This is a genomic window from Aminiphilus circumscriptus DSM 16581 (genome assembly GCF_000526375.1).
In the GTDB taxonomy this organism is placed as follows: domain Bacteria; phylum Synergistota; class Synergistia; order Synergistales; family Aminiphilaceae; genus Aminiphilus; species Aminiphilus circumscriptus.
This window is the reverse complement of sequence record NZ_JAFY01000007.1, coordinates 278,391-294,428: the sequence shown is the minus strand read 5'-3', so window position 1 is coordinate 294,428 and position 16,038 is coordinate 278,391. Positions and strand designations below refer to the sequence as shown.

Sequence of the window (16,038 nt, the reverse complement as noted above, 5' to 3'; positions counted from 1 at the left end):
TCGTTCCTATTTCTGATGCCGGCGACGCACGATATGTTTGTCCGACGGCTTGCGCTTGCGCGTGCGGTATCCCTTGGCCGGCGTACCCCAGGGAGAGACAGGGTGCTTGTTCCCCTTGGTCTTTCCTTCTCCGCCACCCAGAGGATGATCCACAGGGTTCATGACCATGCCGCGCACGTAAGGACGTTTCCCGAGCCAGCGGGTTTTTCCGGCCTTTCCGTCGGAGAGATTCTCGTGCTCTTCGTTGCCTACCTGACCGATGGTGGCCATGCATTCCTGAAGAATGAGCCGGAGTTCTCCACTGGGCATACGAACGTAGGCATATTTGCCTTCCTTGGCCATGAGCTGGGCGGAAGTTCCGGCAGAACGGACGAGTACGCCGCCCCGACCGGGCTGAAGCTCCACGTTGTGGATGAAGGTTCCCACCGGCATGTCCTTGAGCTTCATGGCGTTGCCGGGCTTGATATCCGCATCGGGTCCGGACATGACCATGTCGCCCACGGAAATTCCCGACGGAGCGAGAATATACCGTTTGTCTCCGTCTGCGAAAAAAATGAGGGCGATGCGAGCGGACCGGTTCGGATCGTACTCGACCGCGGCCACTTTTCCGGGAATACCGACGTTGTTCCGCTTGAAGTCCACGATGCGATACTTTCTCTTGTTGCCGCCTCCCCGGTGACGCATGGTGATCCGTCCGAGGTTGTTCCGTCCGCCGCTTTTCTTGAGGCTCTCCACAAGACGCTTTTCCGGCGTGGTCTTGGTGATCTCCTCATAGGTCGAGACGGTCATGAACCTGCGTCCCGGGCTGGTGGGCTTGAATTTCTTGATGGCCATTCTTCCCTCTCCCCCTCTTTAGACCGTGGCGCCTTCGAAGAATTCGATCCGTTCGCCCGGGGCGAGGGACACGATGGCCTTCTTCCACGAGCGCGAGCGTCCTACATGAACACCCATCCGCTTCGGCTTGGAACGCACCTTGATGGTGCTCACTTTGAGAACCTTGACTTTGAAAATGGTCTCCACGGCCTTGCGAATCTCGATCTTGTTGGCGACAGGCAGCACTTCGAAGGTGTACTTGCCCTGCTCCATGAGACGACTGCTCTTTTCCGTGACGATGGGTCTCACGATCACATCGTAGGCAAGCTGTCTCATCGTCCGAACACCTCCTCGATCTTGCGGACCGCCTCGGGTGTGACGATCAGATGCTGGTGATGGAGAATGTCATACACGTTGATACTGTCCACATGCATGACCTTCGCTCCGGGCACGGCTCCCGCGGACTTGTACAGGTTTACGTTGGTCTCGTGAATCACGAAGAGAGGTTTTCTCTCCGCACCGACCTGCCGCAGAAATTCCACCACGGATTTCGTTCTCGGAGCCTCAAGCACCGGATTCTCCAGCAAAAGCATCCGCGAATCCTTCACCTTGAGGGTCAGTGCACTGCGCAGGGCAAGGCGCCGGACTTTCTTGTTCACTTTCTGGGAATAATCCCGGGGATGTGGGCCATGAGCGACGCCGCCTCCCACATGCAGCGGAGAGGTGAGACTTCCCTGGCGCGCCCGTCCCGTGTGCTTCTGCCGATAGGGTTTCTTTCCGCCACCACGGACGTCGCTGCGATCCTTGGTGTTCGCGGTACCCACGCGGCTGTTCGCCAGATGGGCCACCACAACCTGATGCATGGCGGGAACATGGACCGGAGCGGCAAAGACGACGTCCGCAACCTGCTCCTCCCCAAGAACATCTCCTTTGAAATTCACGAGCTTCACGTTAGGCATGACTTCCCTGCCTCCTTAAGAACCCAGTTTGCGCACCAGAACAAGCCCGTTGCGCGCACCGGGAACGGCACCTTTGATGAGCAGCAGGTTGTTTTCGGGATCCACGGCGAAGACAGCGAGATTGTTTACGGTGACCCTCTCGTCGCCCATGTGCCCCGGCATGGTTTTTCCTTTGAAGATGTGGCCCGGGTAGCTGTTCGCACCGGACGAACCGGGTTTGCGATGTACCTTGGACGCACCGTGCCCTTGGGGGCACCGGTTGAAGTTAAACCGCTTCACCGTGCCGGCGAAACCCTTTCCCTTGCTTCTGCCCGTGACCTTGACCTTCTCCCCCGCCTGAAACAACTCCACCGTCACGGTCTGCCCCACGGAATAAGCGGCACTGTCCGCGACGCGGAATTCGCGCAGCCATCGGACGGGCTCCACGCCGGCTTTGTCGAAATATCCCTTCTGCGGTTTGGTCACCTTGTGTTTCTTCCGCTCGCCGAAACCAAGCTGGACCGCAGCATATCCCTGCCGCTCAGGCGTACACACCGCAACGACGGGACACGGCCCCGCTTCGATCACCGTAACGGCGACGGCCTTGCCGGCCTCATCGAACACCTGCGTCATGCCGAGCTTGCGGCCAAGAATTCCCATACTCATGTGTCCCTTCCACTCCTTTCAGCTCAGAGCTCCCCGCTACAGCTTGATCTGGATATCCACTCCAGAGGGGAGATTCAGCTGCATCAGCGCATCCATGGTCTTCTGGGTGGGCTCCAGAATATCGATGAGCCGCTTGTGTGTGCGAATCTCGAACTGTTCGCGCGCGTCCTTGTCCTTGTGAGGGGACTTGAGCACCGTAAACTTCTCGAACTCCGTGGGGAGAGGAATGGGACCCGCCACTTTCGCCCCGCTCCGGACCGCCGTCTCGGCGATCTGAACGGCCGAGGTGTCGAGCACACGATGATCGAACGCCTTCAATTTGATCCGAATCCGTTTCGTCACAGCATTCACCCCCGAAGGGTCAGTCGAGGATCTGCGTGACCACACCGGCGCCGACGGTACGACCGCCTTCGCGCACGGCGAATCGCAGTCCTTCCTCCATGGCGATGGGCACGATCAGCTTCACTTCGAACTGCGAGTTGTCCCCGGGCATGACCATTTCCACGCCCTCGGGCAGTTTGATCTCTCCCGTCACGTCGGTGGTCCGGAAGTAGAACTGGGGTTTGTAGCCGCCGAAGAAGGGCGTGTGACGGCCGCCTTCCTCTTTCTTCAGTACGTACACCTCGGCCTTGAAGTGCTTGTGCGGCTTCACGCTTCCGGGCTTCGCAACGACCATGCCCCGCTCCACCTGCTCCTTGTCCACGCCCCGGAGAAGAATTCCCACGTTGTCTCCGGCCTGGGCATCGTCCAGAATCTTCCGGAACATTTCAAGGGAGGTGGCCACGCTCTTGATCTTGTCTTCCTGCATGCCGACGATCTCGACTTCGGAACCGGGGGTGATGATGCCGCGCTCCATCCTTCCGGTGACGACGGTGCCACGCCCGGTGATGGTGAACACGTCCTCGATGGGCATCAGGAACGGCTTGTCCACTTCGCGCACGGGCTGGGGAATGTGGTCGTCACAGGCACGAATGAGATCCCAGATCTTCTCGGTCCACTCGTTGTCGCTGTCGGACTCGAGGGCCTTCAGCGCGGAACCCCGAATGATGGGCACGTCGTCTCCGGGGAAATCGTACTTGTTCAGCAGGTCCCGAACTTCCATCTCGACGAGATCGAGCAGTTCCGGGTCGTCCACCATGTCCACCTTGTTCATGAACACGACGAGAGCCGGCACGTTGACCTGCCGCGCGAGAAGAACGTGCTCCCGCGTCTGGGGCATGGGACCGTCCGCCGCGGACACGACGAGAATGGCACCGTCCATCTGGGCGGCACCGGTGATCATGTTCTTGATGTAGTCCGCGTGTCCGGGGCAGTCGATGTGCGCGTAGTGCCGCGTGTCGGACTGGTATTCCACGTGGGCGATGTTGATGGTGATACCACGCTCACGCTCCTCCGGCGCCTTGTCGATCTGGTCGAAGGGGGTGAAGTCCGCGTATCCCTTCCTTCCCAGTGTCTTCGTGATCGCCGCCGTCAGCGTCGTCTTCCCGTGGTCGATGTGGCCGATGGTACCGATGTTCAGATGCGGCTTCGACCGCGCAAATTTCTCCTTTGCCATGCTGCTCCCTCCTCGAAAGTCAGAAAATCTCGTATCGCTATCGCTTGAGAACCTTCTCCGCCACGTCCCGGGGAACCTCCTCGTACCTGGCGAATTTCATACTGTAGGAAGCTCTTCCCGAGGTTTTACTCCGCACGTCCGTCGCGTAGCCGAACATCTCCGCAAGGGGAACGAAGGCCCGCACGATCCGGGCGTTGGCACGGGTATCCATGCCGTCAACGTGCCCCCGCCGGGCGGAGAGATCACCGATCACGTCGCCGAGATATTCCTCGGGCGTGACGACTTCCACCTCCACGACGGGTTCCATGAGAACGGGATCACCTTTGCGCATCAGCTCCTTGAAGGCCATGGACGCGGCGATCTTGAAAGCCATTTCGGAACTGTCCACCTCGTGGTAGCTGCCGTCGACAAGGGAGATGCGCACTCCGATGACGGGATATCCACCGAGGACACCATTGTTGATGGCCTCATCCAGGCCTTTCTCCACGGCGGGGATGTACTCCCTGGGAACAACGCCGCCGACAATGCGATCCTCGAATTCGTACCCTTTCCTCTCCGGAAGAGGTTCCGCTTCGAGCCACACGTGCCCGTATTGTCCCCGGCCTCCGGACTGACGGATGAAGCGCCCCTCCGCCCTGGAAGCAGTCCGGATGGTCTCCCGATACGCCACCTGGGGGTTGCCGACGCGCACCTCGACACCGAACTCCCGCTTCAAACGGTCCACCAGGATCTCAAGATGCAGCTCTCCCATACCGGAAATGATGGTCTGTCCCGTCTCCTGGTCCACCTTGACACGAAACGTGGGGTCTTCCTCGGCAAGGGCGGAGAGCCCCTTGGAGAGTTTGACCTGATCGGCCTTGCTCATGGGCTCCACTGCGAGAGAGATGACCGGCTCGGGAAATTCGAGAGATTCCAGGAGAATGGGAGCCTTTTCATCACAAAGCGTATCTCCCGTTCTCGCGGTTTTGAGTCCCGGAAGAGCCACGATGAGCCCTGCATGGGCGCTCTCCATTTCCTCCCGCTTGTTGGCATGCATGCGAAGAATCCGGCCGACCCGCTCTCGTTTGTTCGTGGAAGCGTTCAGGATGGAAACACCGTTCTCCAGAGAACCCGAGTAGATGCGACAGAACACGAGCCGCCCCACAAACGGATCGACCATAATCTTGAAGGCGAGCGCCGAAAAGGGTGCATCGCTCGAACACACACGTGACGTCTCCCCGTTCGTGTTCGGATCGATTCCGACGATATCCGGGAGATCAATCGGACTCGGGAGATAGTCCACCACCGCGTCGAGCAACGGTTGAACTCCCTTGTTCTTGAACGCGGACCCGCAGAGAACGGGAATGACGTCCAACGCGATCGTATGCTTCCGAAGAGCCCTTCGAAGAAGTGCTTCGGAAACGGGCTCCCCTTCGAGAAAGAGGGTGGCGATCTCCTCGTCGAAATCGGCAAGGACCTCCACGATCTCCTCCCGCATCCTTCGCGCCTCTTCGAGAAGGTGCGGCGGAATGTTCCCGATCTTCGGCTCGGCGCCGAGATCGTCCAGATAAACGATTGCCTTCATGGCGACCAGGTCCACGACCCCCTCAAAGGCATCCTCGACGCCAATGGGCATCTGGATCGCCACGGGGCGCGCCCCAAGCCGCTCGCGAATCCCCTTGAGGACCTGAAAGAAATCCGCCCCGACTCGGTCCATTTTGTTCACGAACGCCACTCTGGGCACGCGATATTTATCAGCCTGACGCCACACCGTTTCCGACTGGGGCTCCACGCCACCCACGGCACAGAAGACCGCCACCGCACCGTCGAGAACCCGCATGGAACGTTCCACTTCCACGGTAAAATCCACGTGACCGGGTGTATCAATGATATTGATGAGGCAATCGTGCCAATGACAGGTCGTCGCAGCGGAGGTTATGGTGATGCCTCTTTCCCGCTCCTGCTCCATCCAGTCCATTGTGGCGGCGCCTTCGTGCACTTCGCCCATCTTGTGCTTGCGTCCCGTGTAAAAAAGGATGCGCTCCGTAGTCGTCGTCTTTCCCGCATCGATATGGGCCGCAATACCGATGTTGCGAATTTTTCCAAGAGTAACTTCTTCCATCACAGATCACCACCACATGGACTGAAACATCATCTCGTCAAACCCACCCGAACCTACCAACGATAGTGAGCGAAAGCCCGGTTGGCTTCGGCCATGCGATGCGTATCTTCCCGCTTCTTCACGGCTCCGCCTTCGTTCTTGTAGGCGTCGGCCAACTCGCGAGCAAGGCGTTCCACCATGGGAATACCCTTTCTCGCTCGCGCATAATTGATGATCCATCGGATGGCCAACGCCTGAGCCCTTGCCGGATGAACCTCCACGGGGACCTGGTAGGTCGCGCCGCCAACCCTGCGGGGACGGACCTCGACCAGGGGACGCACATTCTCCATGGCCTTCTCGAAGACTTCCGTGGGCTGAGAGGAAAGCCGTTTCGCCGCCAGCTCGAGCGCACCGTACATGATCCGCTCGGCGGTGCTCTTTTTCCCTTCCCACATGACACAATTGATGAACTTGCTCACCGCCTGATTTCCGAAAACGGAGTCGGGCGGAGTGACGCGCTTGCGAACATGTCCCTTGCGCGGCATAAACGACCTCTCCTTCCCGCTATTTCTGCTTCGGACGACGAGCGCCGTACTTGGAACGACTCTGCCGCCGATTCTCCACACCGCCACAGTCGAGGGTTCCGCGGACAATGTGGTACCTGACTCCCGGAAGGTCCTTCACACGACCACCCCGGACAAGAACCACGGAGTGCTCCTGAAGGTTGTGTCCGACACCGGGAATGTACGCCGTCACTTCAATTCCGTTGGTGAGACGCACACGGGCGACCTTACGCAGAGCCGAGTTCGGCTTCTTGGGGGTCACCGTGTACACCCTCGTGCAGACTCCTCGCCTTTGGGGGTTCTGCTGCAGGGCGGGGGCGCTGGAACGTTGCCGCTTTTCCTCCCGCCCGTGCCGAATGAGCTGACTGATTGTTGGCACGAAGTTCCCTCCTCCACTTCCAAATACGCTGCCGTTCTTCCTCCTCAAACCCTACCGCGAGAACCCTCTCCATCCTCACCGAGAATGGCCGCCACGGATGCCTTTCGGCATAGCGCGCAAGCCCTCCCCAAAACCTGCATGTCCGGAGCCGATTCCACGGGGACTCCCCGGTTCTCCGCAAGACGTGCGATCTTCTCCCGCATGGCCCCATCCGCATCGGACGCGATGAAAACCTTCCGTACCGTTCCCCGGATCAGGGCTCTCTCCACTGCTCGAAATCCGGCCACTCTGGGCATGACACACAGCTCGTCAAGAGGCATAATTATTCCTCCTGTGCGGACGCACCCGGACATAATAGCAAACGAAAAGGAACCGTGTCAACAGATGGAAAAAGGACACGGTTCCTCTCGTCTTTTTCCGAAACTCCGTCAGACGGACTCGACCTGGAGCGGAGCCGGCCTGACCACGACCTTCCTGTAATAATCCACTCCCGTTCCGGCGGGAATGAGATGGCCGATGATGACATTCTCCTTCAATCCGCGGAGCGGATCGTTCTCGCCCCTCACTGCCGCGGCGGCCAAAACCTGCGCTGTCTGCTGGAAAGACGCGGCGCTGAGAAAACTGTCCGTCGCCAGGGCTGCCTTGGTGATCCCATGAAGCAGGGAGCGCCACATCGGCTCCTCCCGAAGGCGCCGGATGAAGGAAACCCGCTGGATGAGTCGTTTGGTCTCCGTCGTCGCGTACAAGGGACGCACGGTGAGACTCTCGGGGGAAACGCTTGCCAACGCCTCCAGGATCTGATGGTTCACTTCCCGTCCGGAAGGAACGATCTCGTTGCCGTCCTCGTCCCGCACCGTCTCCAGAAGAACCTTGCCGTAGACGAGTTCATTCAGGATCTGGCGAAGGATCTTTCCCCTCGAAACGACTTCGCCATCTACTTCGATAGCGGCAAGCTCTCCCTGGAGCAGCTTCTGCACGATCCCGGCATCCACTTGGGAAGGGATGCCCGTCATGGCGTTGCCCTCCGCATCGATGGCGGAGAGAAGTTCATGTCCATACACATGTTTCAACAGGTAATTCTGCATGGCCGTGGAAAGAACGATTTCTTCCGGGTTGCGCCAGATTCGGATCGTCTCCACGGAAGCCTTCCGGAGTATCCTGACATTCTCCTCGGAGAGAAGCGAATCGACGGAAAGGACAACCTCTCCTTCGTGAACAATATCCTCGGCGAGATAGGCCACGTCCCTCAATGTCGCAAGAGTTTCCGTGTCGCGCACGACAATCGGGCGGGGGGCCTGGCGGGTAATGTGCACCAACTGTCCCACCGTAAGGGACTCCGTGGGCTGAATGGTGACACCCTCTCCCTGATAGGGAACGAGCAGTTCGAGCCCCTCCATTTCGCGGCGGAAGCTGGCCTCCCCGACAACAACACGAAGGGAGCCCTCGGCGTCATCCACATAAAGTTCCGTCACGGGATTTTCGCTGAGCAGAATTCTCCGAACCATCTCCTCGGTGATGACCTGATCCTTGTATTGGAAAAGCGCCTCCATACTCCCCTGTCCCTCGATATCCCGAAGGACACAACCCACAAGAGACTGGACGGCTTCTTCCAGAAATTTTCTGTTGTCGCTCCGGATCGCCTCGAGTTCTTTCTCAAGATCGGCCATCCAAACCAATTTCTCCGCCACGAAGGAGCTGTCCCCCTCCTCCACGATGCGCACGCGGTTTACCGGCGCCACCTTCCGGAGGATGACCTCGATATGTTTGTTGTTGATAGAGACACCCTGAGATCGGTAGACCTCCTGAATTCCGTCCACCAGATATTTCTGCACGGCCTCGATGCCGAGCACGTCGAGAATGTCCTGGGGGTCCTCGTTACCCTCGGTGAGTTTCTGTCCCTTCTTCACCACCTCGCCTTCCTCGACGAGAATGTTCTGGGACATGGGAACGTTGTAGATGACCCGCGCCTCGTTTTCGTCCTCGGGGGCGATGATGAGCTTGTATTTCCCCTCCAGCGGACGTTTTTCCAAAACCGTTCCATCCACCTTGCTGAGGAAGGCGACTTTCTTGGGGCGCCGCACCTCGAAAAGTTGCTCAATACGGGGAAGACCCTGGGTGATGTCCTCGCCGGTAAGGCGCACGCCGCCCGTGTGGAAGGTACGCATAGTGAGCTGCGTTCCCGGTTCCCCGATGGACTGGGCCGCGACGACACCTACAGCCTCACCGATGACCACCTTTCTGCGCGTGGCCAAGTCCCTTCCGTAACAGGTTCGACAGACGCCGTTCCGCTCCTCGCAGGTGAGAGGACTTCGAATCCACACCTTGGAAAATCCGAGCGAATCAAGGCAAGACGCCATTTCTGCGCCAATCTCCTCGTTGCGGTGCACGAGCACTTCCCCCGTCTCGGGATGAAGAATGTCCTCAAGAGACGTACGACCGACGATGCGCTCTCCCAGGGGAATGGTCACCTTGCCATCCTGGAGAAGGGGTTCCATACAGATGCCGTGCATGGTACCGCAGTCCTCGGAAGTGATGATGAGATCCTGGGCCACGTCCACGAGACGCCGGGTGAGGTAACCGGATTTCGCCGTCCGGAGAGCCGTGTCGGCCAGCCCCTTCCGGGCACCGTGAGTGGAGATGAAGTATTCGAGCATGTTGAGTCCCTCGCGGAAATTCGCGGTGATGGGATAGTCGATGATGCGTCCCGACGGGTCGGCCATGAGACCTCGAATACCGGCCATCTGGGCCACCTGGCTCCTGGAGCCTCGGGCACCCGAATCAACCATCATGCGGAGGGAATTTTCCTCGGTCATGTTCTCCACGATTTTGTCCGCAATCTCGCGAGCGGCCTCGGTCCAGAGGATTTCCTTCTGGCGGAGATATTCCTCCTCGGTAAGAATACCCATCTGGTACTGGGAGGAAAGTTCCTCTTCCTGCTCGAGAGCTTTCTCGACGATCACGCTCTTTTCCTTCGGAATCACCACGTGGTCGATACCGAGACTGATGCCGCTGCGGGTGGACCACCGGTAGCCCAGCGTCTTCACCGCATCGAGCATCTCCACGAGAGCCGCCTGACCAACTCTGTCGAAGGCGTCGTCGAAGAGCTTCGAGATATCCTTCTTCCCCATCTGCCGATTGAGGAAGCGTAATTTTTTCGGAAGGGCACTGTTGAAAAGAACCCGGCCGGGCGAGGTCTCGATCCACTCCACGCCGTTTTCTCCCACCCATCGTAGCTTGATGCGCGCATTCACGTCCACTGCGCCGTGCTCCAGGGCGGTGAGACAGTCCTCGATGTCGGAGAAGTGTATGCCCTCTCCCTTTTTCCCGTTCCGCATGCCCGTGAGATAGTAGATGCCGAGCACGATGTCCTGGGTCGGGGTCATGACGGTACGTCCGCTCGCCGGCGACAACAGGTTGTTCGCGGAGAGCATGAGTATCCGCGCCTCCGTCTGGGCATCCAGGGAAAGCGGCACGTGCACCGCCATCTGGTCCCCGTCGAAATCCGCGTTGAAAGCAACGCACACGAGGGGATGCAGGCGAATGGCCTTTCCCTCCATGAGAACCGGCTCGAAGGCCTGTATACCCAAGCGATGCAGCGTGGGTGCACGATTGAGCAGCACCGGGTGGTCCTTGATGATTTCCTCGAGAATGGCCCATACTTCGTCGCGCCCTCGTTCGATGAGTCTGCGGGCGCTCTTCACATTGGGAGCGAGTCCCCGCTCCACAAGCTTCTGCATGACAAAGGGCTTGAAGAGTTCCAGCGCCATCTGCTTGGGGAGTCCACACTGATAGAGCTTCAGGTGGGGACCGATGACGATGACGGAGCGTCCCGAATAGTCCACGCGTTTTCCGAGCAGGTTCTGCCGGAAGCGCCCCTTCTTTCCCCGCAGGAGGTCGGACAGGCTCTTGAGAGGGCGGTTCCCCGCACCGAGCACGGCCTTCCCGACCCGGCCATTGTCGATAAGGGCATCCACGGCCTCCTGGAGCATACGCTTCTCGTTGCGCACGATGATCTCCGGAGCCCGCAGCTCCTGCAGTTTCCTCAAACGGTTGTTCCGGTTGATGACCCGCCGGTAGAGGTCGTTCAGATCAGAGGTGGCGAAGCGCCCTCCATCGAGCTGCACCATGGGGCGGAGATCGGGAGGAATGACGGGCAGCACCTCCATGACCATCCATTCGGGCTTGCCGTTGCTTTTCCGGAAGTCCTCCACCACATTGAGACGCTTGATGAGCTTCCGCTTCTTTTGTCCGGTACACTCGGCAATCTCTTCACGCAGCGTTGCGGCGAGTTCTTCCAGGTCGAGAACACGCAGGAGTTCCTGTACTCCCTCGGCGCCGATCCCCGCCTTGAAGCCCTTGTCGTAGGCCGCGCAGAGCCGATATTCCCGTTCGAGAATGATGCTTCCTCGCTCGAAGGGAGAATCCCCCTGTTCCACCACGATGTAACAGGGATCCTCCAGCGTGACGGACTCAACCTGGGCGCTGAAGCGTCCGGGATGTTTCTCGTGGAAGAGTTGATATTCGCTCGCCGACGTGACATCTCCCTTTCCGAAGGGAAGGTGCACCACCCCCGTGACGACAAATCCCTCCTGGTTGCCCACGAAAACTCTTTCCACGGAGAACTCCCATTCCTGGGAAGAGAATTTGTCCACCTGACCGGCGGAGAGAATGTCCCCTTCTCCGAAGAGTCCCCCCGGATGCGCGGCGGTGGTTCGAAAGGCGGGCTCGACCTTGAAGATTTCGTCCCCGTACTCCGCTTTGTAGCGCGCCACCATGGAGGCGGAAATCACATCTCCCTCGTTCACGGGAATGTCGTCCACCTGAAGAATCCGATAGGCCTCCTCGGCCTTGAATTTCGGGTCATAAAAACTGTGCAGGCGCTCCTCGCACGCCGAGAGAGTCTCTCCGCGACGCACGAGATCGTGCCGTTTCCCCTCCATGACGACCTTGTACACCGGTTCCCGGCGACGAGTGGGAGCGAAGTAGACCACCTTCTCAAGCTCCTTCGTCGCGGTTCCCAGAAGCAGACTGAGCCTGCTCGGAATACCCCGGAGGTACCAGATGTGCACCACCGGCGCCGCAAGCTCCAGATGTCCCATGCGTTCCCGGCGAACTCGGTTGTCCGTGACCTCCACACCACAACGGTCACAGACGACCCCCTTGAATTTGGGGCCGCTTCGCTTGTATTTGCCGCAAGCGCACTCGAAGCTCCTCGTGGGGCCGAAGATACGCTCGCAGAACAACCCGTCCTTTTCGGGGCGGAGCGTTCTGTAATTGATCGTCTCGGGCTTCTTCACCTCTCCGCTGGAAAGTTCCCGAATGCGTTCGGGGCTCGCCAGCTTGACGCGGACTCCCGCGATCTCCCGACGACTCATCTATGCGTTCCCCCCCTCTGGAGCATCGGTTTCCTCCGACTCCGTCTCGGAGACGTCATCCTCCCTCCCGAAAAGAAACGCCTCGGTGGTTCCCACAGGGGAGACGTCCTCGTCGGGTTCATCTTCCACCATCACGTCACTGCGGAAGGAGGAGAAACGGCCGATCCTTCCACTGTCGAACTCTTCCTCGTCCATGACCAGTTCGCCCACGGAGCCGTCGTCATAGGTGATTTCCACGTCGAGCCCGAGCCCCTGAAGTTCCTTCACGAGAACGCGGAAACTCTCCGGAACACCGGGTTCCGTGAGATTCTGCCCCTTCACGATGCGCTCGTAGGTCTTGAGACGACCCCGAATGTCGTCGGACTTGACGGTGAGCATCTCCTGGAGAATATGCGACGCACCGTATCCCTCGAGAGCCCACACTTCCATCTCTCCGAAGCGCTGTCCTCCGAACTGAGCCTTGCCCCCGAGGGGCTGCTGAGTGATGAGACTGTACGGACCGATGGATCTGGCGTGAATCTTGTCGTCCACGAGGTGGATGAGTTTGAGCATGTACATGCACCCTACGGTGATCTTGTTTTCGAAGGGCTCCCCCGTTCTGCCGTCGAAGAGGGTAATACGTCCGTCGGAGGTCAGATCCGGGTACTTTTCCTTCTGGAGTTTCTCCACGAGATCGAAGATATGCGTTTCCTGGGCACCTTCAAAGACGGGCGTGGCGATGCGGAAACGGCCTTCCATCTCCTTGATGCCGTTGTAGCCCACAAAACCCATGACGGTTTCGAGAACCTGCCCGAGGTTCATGCGGCTCGGCACCCCGAGAGGATTGAGCACCACGTCCACGGGAGTGCCGTCGGGAAGATAGGGCATGTCCTCCTCGGGAAGAATGCGGGAGACCACACCCTTGTTTCCGTGACGCCCCGCCATCTTGTCTCCCACCGTGATCTTTCTGAGCTGGGCGACGTACACCTTGACGACCTCGTTGACGCCCGGACTCAGATGTTCGCCGCTTTCCTCCCGAACGAGGCGCTTCACTGCCACGACCTTGCCGCCCTCCCCGTGGGGAACCCGGAGGGACGTATCGCGAACCTCCCGGGCCTTTTCACCGAAGATCGCCCGCAGAAGCTTTTCCTCGGGGGATTGGTCCGATTCGCCCTTGGGAGTCACCTTACCCACGAGGATATCCGCCGCCTTGGCCTCCGCTCCAACCCGAATGATCCCGTTTTCGTCGAGGTTCTTCAGGGCATCCTCGCCGACATTGGGGATGTCCCGGGTGATTTCCTCGGGGCCGAGCTTCGTGTCCCGACTGTCGATTTCGTACTCTTCGATGTGGATCGACGTGTAATAGTCTTCCTTTACGAGGCGCTCGTTCAGAAGAATGGCATCCTCGAAGTTATATCCCTCCCAGGACATGAAGGCCACGATGACGTTTCGTCCGAGAGCGAGTTCCCCCTTCTCCACGGATTGTCCATCGGCGATGACATCGCCTTTTTCGACCCGGTCCCCTGTCTGAACGATGACCTTCTGGTGAATGACGGTCCCCTGATTCGACCGTCTGAATTTGATCAGGTTGTAGGTATCCCTGGTGCCGTCGCCGGCGGTGATCTCGATGCCATTCGCATCGAGATGGGTCACCACGCCGGCACGTCGCGCCAAGATGCAGGATCCGGAATCCCTGGCGATACGTCCTTCGATTCCCGTTCCGACGATGGGAGCCTCGGCACTGATGAGCGGCACGGCCTGACGTTGCATGTTCGATCCCATAAGTGCCCGGTTCGCGTCGTCGTGCTCCAGGAAGGGAATGAGCGCCGTGGAGATGGAGACGACCTGCTTCGGCGCCACGTCGATGAAGTGAACCCCGGCGGGCTCCACGGAGACAATGGATCCTCGGGAGCGAACGTGCACTTCCGGCCCGAGAATTCGTCCCGTCTCATCCACGGGGGTATTCGCACGCCCCACGCAGTAATGATCTTCCTCGTCCGCGGAGAGATTCACCACGTCGTTGGTGACGCATCCGTCCACGACCCTTCTCTTCGGCGTGACCAGAAAACCGTATTCGTTGACTCGCGCGAAGGTCGCGAGAGAGGTGACCAGGCCGATGTTCGGTCCTTCCGGCGTTTCGATGGGACACACGCGACCGTAATGGGTGTAGTGCACGTCCCTGGCCTCGAATCCGGCCCGTTCCCGGGAAAGACCTCCGGGGCCGAGAGCGGAGAGGCGGCGCCGATGCGTGAGTTCCGCGAGGGGGTTCGTCTGGTCCATGAACTGCGAGAGCTGGCCGGAACCGAAAAACTCCCGAAGCGCCGCCGAGATGGGACGCACGTTGATGAGTTCCTTCGCGGTGGCCACCGCGAGGTCGGGAATCGTGGTCATGCGCTCCTTGGCTATGCGCTCCATGCGAAGCAGCCCGATGCGGACCTGGTTCTGGAGCAGTTCACCCACGGCTCTGACGCGACGGTTTCCGAGGTGATCGATGTCGTCCTCCTGGCCGGAACCGTTGCGCAGGGCGATGAGTCCCTCGATGATGTGCACGATGTCATCCACCGTGAGAAGGCGGTTGGACTCGGGGACATCGAGGTCGAGCCGCCGGTTGACTTTATAGCGCCCCACCCGCCCCAGATTGTATCTCCGGGTGTCGAAGAAGAGGCTGTTCACGTAGTCCCGGGCGTTTTCCATACGAGCAGGCTCGTTGGGGCGAAGCCGACGGAAGAGTTCCAGAACTGCCTCCTCGCTGTTTTCCGAGTTGTCCCGTTCAAGCGTGGAGGCCAATGCATTGTCTACGTTCCAAACGCGCACCGTGGTCCGCCCCATGTTCCAGAGCGTCTCAAGATTTTCCTTGGTGAGACGGCCGTTCCGGCGAATCACCGTCTGGCCGGCCTCGTTGAGAACGGCCTCCGCGAGAAGACGACCCCGGGCCTCCTCCTCGATGAGATCGACCTCCTCCGATTCGGCGCCGAAGAGCCGCAGCAGTTCATCGTTATTCGGAATGCCGAAGGCCTTGAGGAGCATGGTGACGGGGATTTTCTTCCGATTGTCGATGTTCACGGAGAGGATGTCACCTGGGGTGAGATCGAACTCAAGCCAGGCCCCGCGGTCTGGGATGACCTTCGCCGCATAGGACTCCTGCCCCGGCACGCTCGCCTCGGCGCTGAAATACACGCCGGCGGAACGGGCAAGCTGGTTGACCACCACTCGTTCCGTGCCGTTGATGACAAAGGTCCCTCTGGCGGTCATGACGGGGAAGTCGCCGAGAAAGATATCCTCCTCCTTGATCTCTCCTGTCTTCCGATTCACCAAACGAATGGTGGCCCGAACGGGCATATCCCAGGTCTGGTCGCGCTGCCGGGCCTCCTCCTCGGTGATGTTCGGCACGCCCACGTAGTACCGCACGAATTCCAGGGCGAAAGAGCCGTCGTAGCTGTCGATGGGAAAGATCTCGTCGAACAGTTCCTGAAGCCCGACACTCTGCCGGAATTCAGGATCCGTATCGAACTGGAAGAACCAACGGAAGGAATCGCGCTGTACTTCGACAAGATCGGGAAGCTCAACGAGATCCCGCTCTCGACCGAAGGTGAGCCGAGTGCTCCACGTACCGGCGGGGACAAAGTCGGCCATGGGAGTTACGACCTCCCTGTCTACGGAAAATTTTGGGGAATTGCAGATTCGTGACGA

General features: G+C 59.4%; 12 protein-coding genes. All 12 read right to left on the bottom strand.

Translation table 11 applies throughout. From position 1 onward, the window contains the following. Positions 1 to 6: 6 nt before the first annotated feature. Complete coding sequence (gene rplB / locus K349_RS0112045; RefSeq protein ID WP_029166031.1) at positions 7 to 834, bottom strand: 50S ribosomal protein L2; 828 nt, start codon at positions 832 to 834, stop codon at positions 7 to 9. An 18-nt stretch (positions 835 to 852) separates the two neighbouring features. Beyond that, a complete protein-coding gene (gene rplW / locus K349_RS0112040) occupies positions 853 to 1,149 on the bottom strand; it encodes a 50S ribosomal protein L23 (protein ID WP_029166030.1) in 297 nt (98 codons plus the stop codon). Beyond that, complete coding sequence (rplD, locus tag K349_RS0112035) at positions 1,146 to 1,772, bottom strand: 50S ribosomal protein L4 (protein ID WP_029166029.1); 627 nt, start codon at positions 1,770 to 1,772, stop codon at positions 1,146 to 1,148. The genes rplW and rplD overlap by 4 nt, the downstream gene beginning before the upstream one ends. A gap of 15 nt (positions 1,773 to 1,787) precedes the next feature. Further along, positions 1,788 to 2,417, bottom strand: coding sequence for a 50S ribosomal protein L3 (gene rplC / locus K349_RS0112030; RefSeq protein ID WP_029166028.1), 630 nt, complete (start codon positions 2,415 to 2,417; stop codon positions 1,788 to 1,790). A gap of 36 nt (positions 2,418 to 2,453) precedes the next feature. Further along, positions 2,454 to 2,759: a 30S ribosomal protein S10 gene (gene rpsJ, locus K349_RS0112025; protein ID WP_029166027.1), complete on the bottom strand. Its 306-nt coding sequence runs from the start codon at positions 2,757 to 2,759 to the stop codon at positions 2,454 to 2,456. Positions 2,760 to 2,778: 19 nt separating this feature from the next. After that, on the bottom strand, positions 2,779 to 3,972 hold the full coding sequence (gene tuf / locus K349_RS0112020) for an elongation factor Tu (RefSeq protein WP_029166026.1): 1,194 nt from the start codon (positions 3,970 to 3,972) through the stop codon (positions 2,779 to 2,781). A gap of 37 nt (positions 3,973 to 4,009) precedes the next feature. Further along, positions 4,010 to 6,073, bottom strand: coding sequence for an elongation factor G (gene fusA, locus K349_RS0112015; RefSeq protein WP_029166025.1), 2,064 nt, complete (start codon positions 6,071 to 6,073; stop codon positions 4,010 to 4,012). Positions 6,074 to 6,126: 53 nt separating this feature from the next. Further along, positions 6,127 to 6,597: a 30S ribosomal protein S7 gene (gene rpsG / locus K349_RS0112010; RefSeq protein ID WP_029166024.1), complete on the bottom strand. Its 471-nt coding sequence runs from the start codon at positions 6,595 to 6,597 to the stop codon at positions 6,127 to 6,129. A gap of 19 nt (positions 6,598 to 6,616) precedes the next feature. Further along, positions 6,617 to 6,994 (bottom strand): 30S ribosomal protein S12, encoded by a 378-nt coding sequence (gene rpsL / locus K349_RS0112005; protein ID WP_029166023.1) that lies wholly within the window; start codon positions 6,992 to 6,994, stop codon positions 6,617 to 6,619. A gap of 44 nt (positions 6,995 to 7,038) precedes the next feature. After that, positions 7,039 to 7,314 carry a L7Ae/L30e/S12e/Gadd45 family ribosomal protein gene (locus K349_RS0112000; RefSeq protein WP_029166022.1) on the bottom strand — a complete coding sequence of 92 codons (276 nt, stop codon included), beginning with the start codon at positions 7,312 to 7,314 and terminating at the stop codon, positions 7,039 to 7,041. A gap of 108 nt (positions 7,315 to 7,422) precedes the next feature. Continuing rightward, positions 7,423 to 12,369 (bottom strand): DNA-directed RNA polymerase subunit beta', encoded by a 4,947-nt coding sequence (rpoC, locus tag K349_RS0111995; protein WP_029166021.1) that lies wholly within the window; start codon positions 12,367 to 12,369, stop codon positions 7,423 to 7,425. Next, the gene (rpoB, locus tag K349_RS0111990) at positions 12,370 to 15,981 is read right to left on the bottom strand and encodes a DNA-directed RNA polymerase subunit beta (protein WP_029166020.1); all 3,612 of its coding nucleotides are present in this window, start codon (positions 15,979 to 15,981) and stop codon (positions 12,370 to 12,372) included. Between the last annotated feature and the right edge of the window lie 57 nt (positions 15,982 to 16,038).

What these genes read in the sequence shown, in the direction of transcription:
- K349_RS0112000 (WP_029166022.1), bottom strand. Translation starts at nt 7,314, where the DNA reads ATGCCTCTTGACGAGCTGTGTGTCATGCCCAGAGTGGCCGGATTTCGA.
- rplB (WP_029166031.1), bottom strand. Translation starts at nt 834, where the DNA reads ATGGCCATCAAGAAATTCAAGCCCACCAGCCCGGGACGCAGGTTCATG.
- rplC (WP_029166028.1), bottom strand. Translation starts at nt 2,417, where the DNA reads ATGAGTATGGGAATTCTTGGCCGCAAGCTCGGCATGACGCAGGTGTTC.
- rpsG (WP_029166024.1), bottom strand. Translation starts at nt 6,597, where the DNA reads ATGCCGCGCAAGGGACATGTTCGCAAGCGCGTCACTCCGCCCGACTCC.
- fusA (WP_029166025.1), bottom strand. Translation starts at nt 6,073, where the DNA reads ATGGAAGAAGTTACTCTTGGAAAAATTCGCAACATCGGTATTGCGGCC.
- rplD (WP_029166029.1), bottom strand. Translation starts at nt 1,772, where the DNA reads ATGCCTAACGTGAAGCTCGTGAATTTCAAAGGAGATGTTCTTGGGGAG.
- tuf (WP_029166026.1), bottom strand. Translation starts at nt 3,972, where the DNA reads ATGGCAAAGGAGAAATTTGCGCGGTCGAAGCCGCATCTGAACATCGGT.
- rpoC (WP_029166021.1), bottom strand. Translation starts at nt 12,369, where the DNA reads ATGAGTCGTCGGGAGATCGCGGGAGTCCGCGTCAAGCTGGCGAGCCCC.
- rpoB (WP_029166020.1), bottom strand. Translation starts at nt 15,981, where the DNA reads ATGGCCGACTTTGTCCCCGCCGGTACGTGGAGCACTCGGCTCACCTTC.
- rplW (WP_029166030.1), bottom strand. Translation starts at nt 1,149, where the DNA reads ATGAGACAGCTTGCCTACGATGTGATCGTGAGACCCATCGTCACGGAA.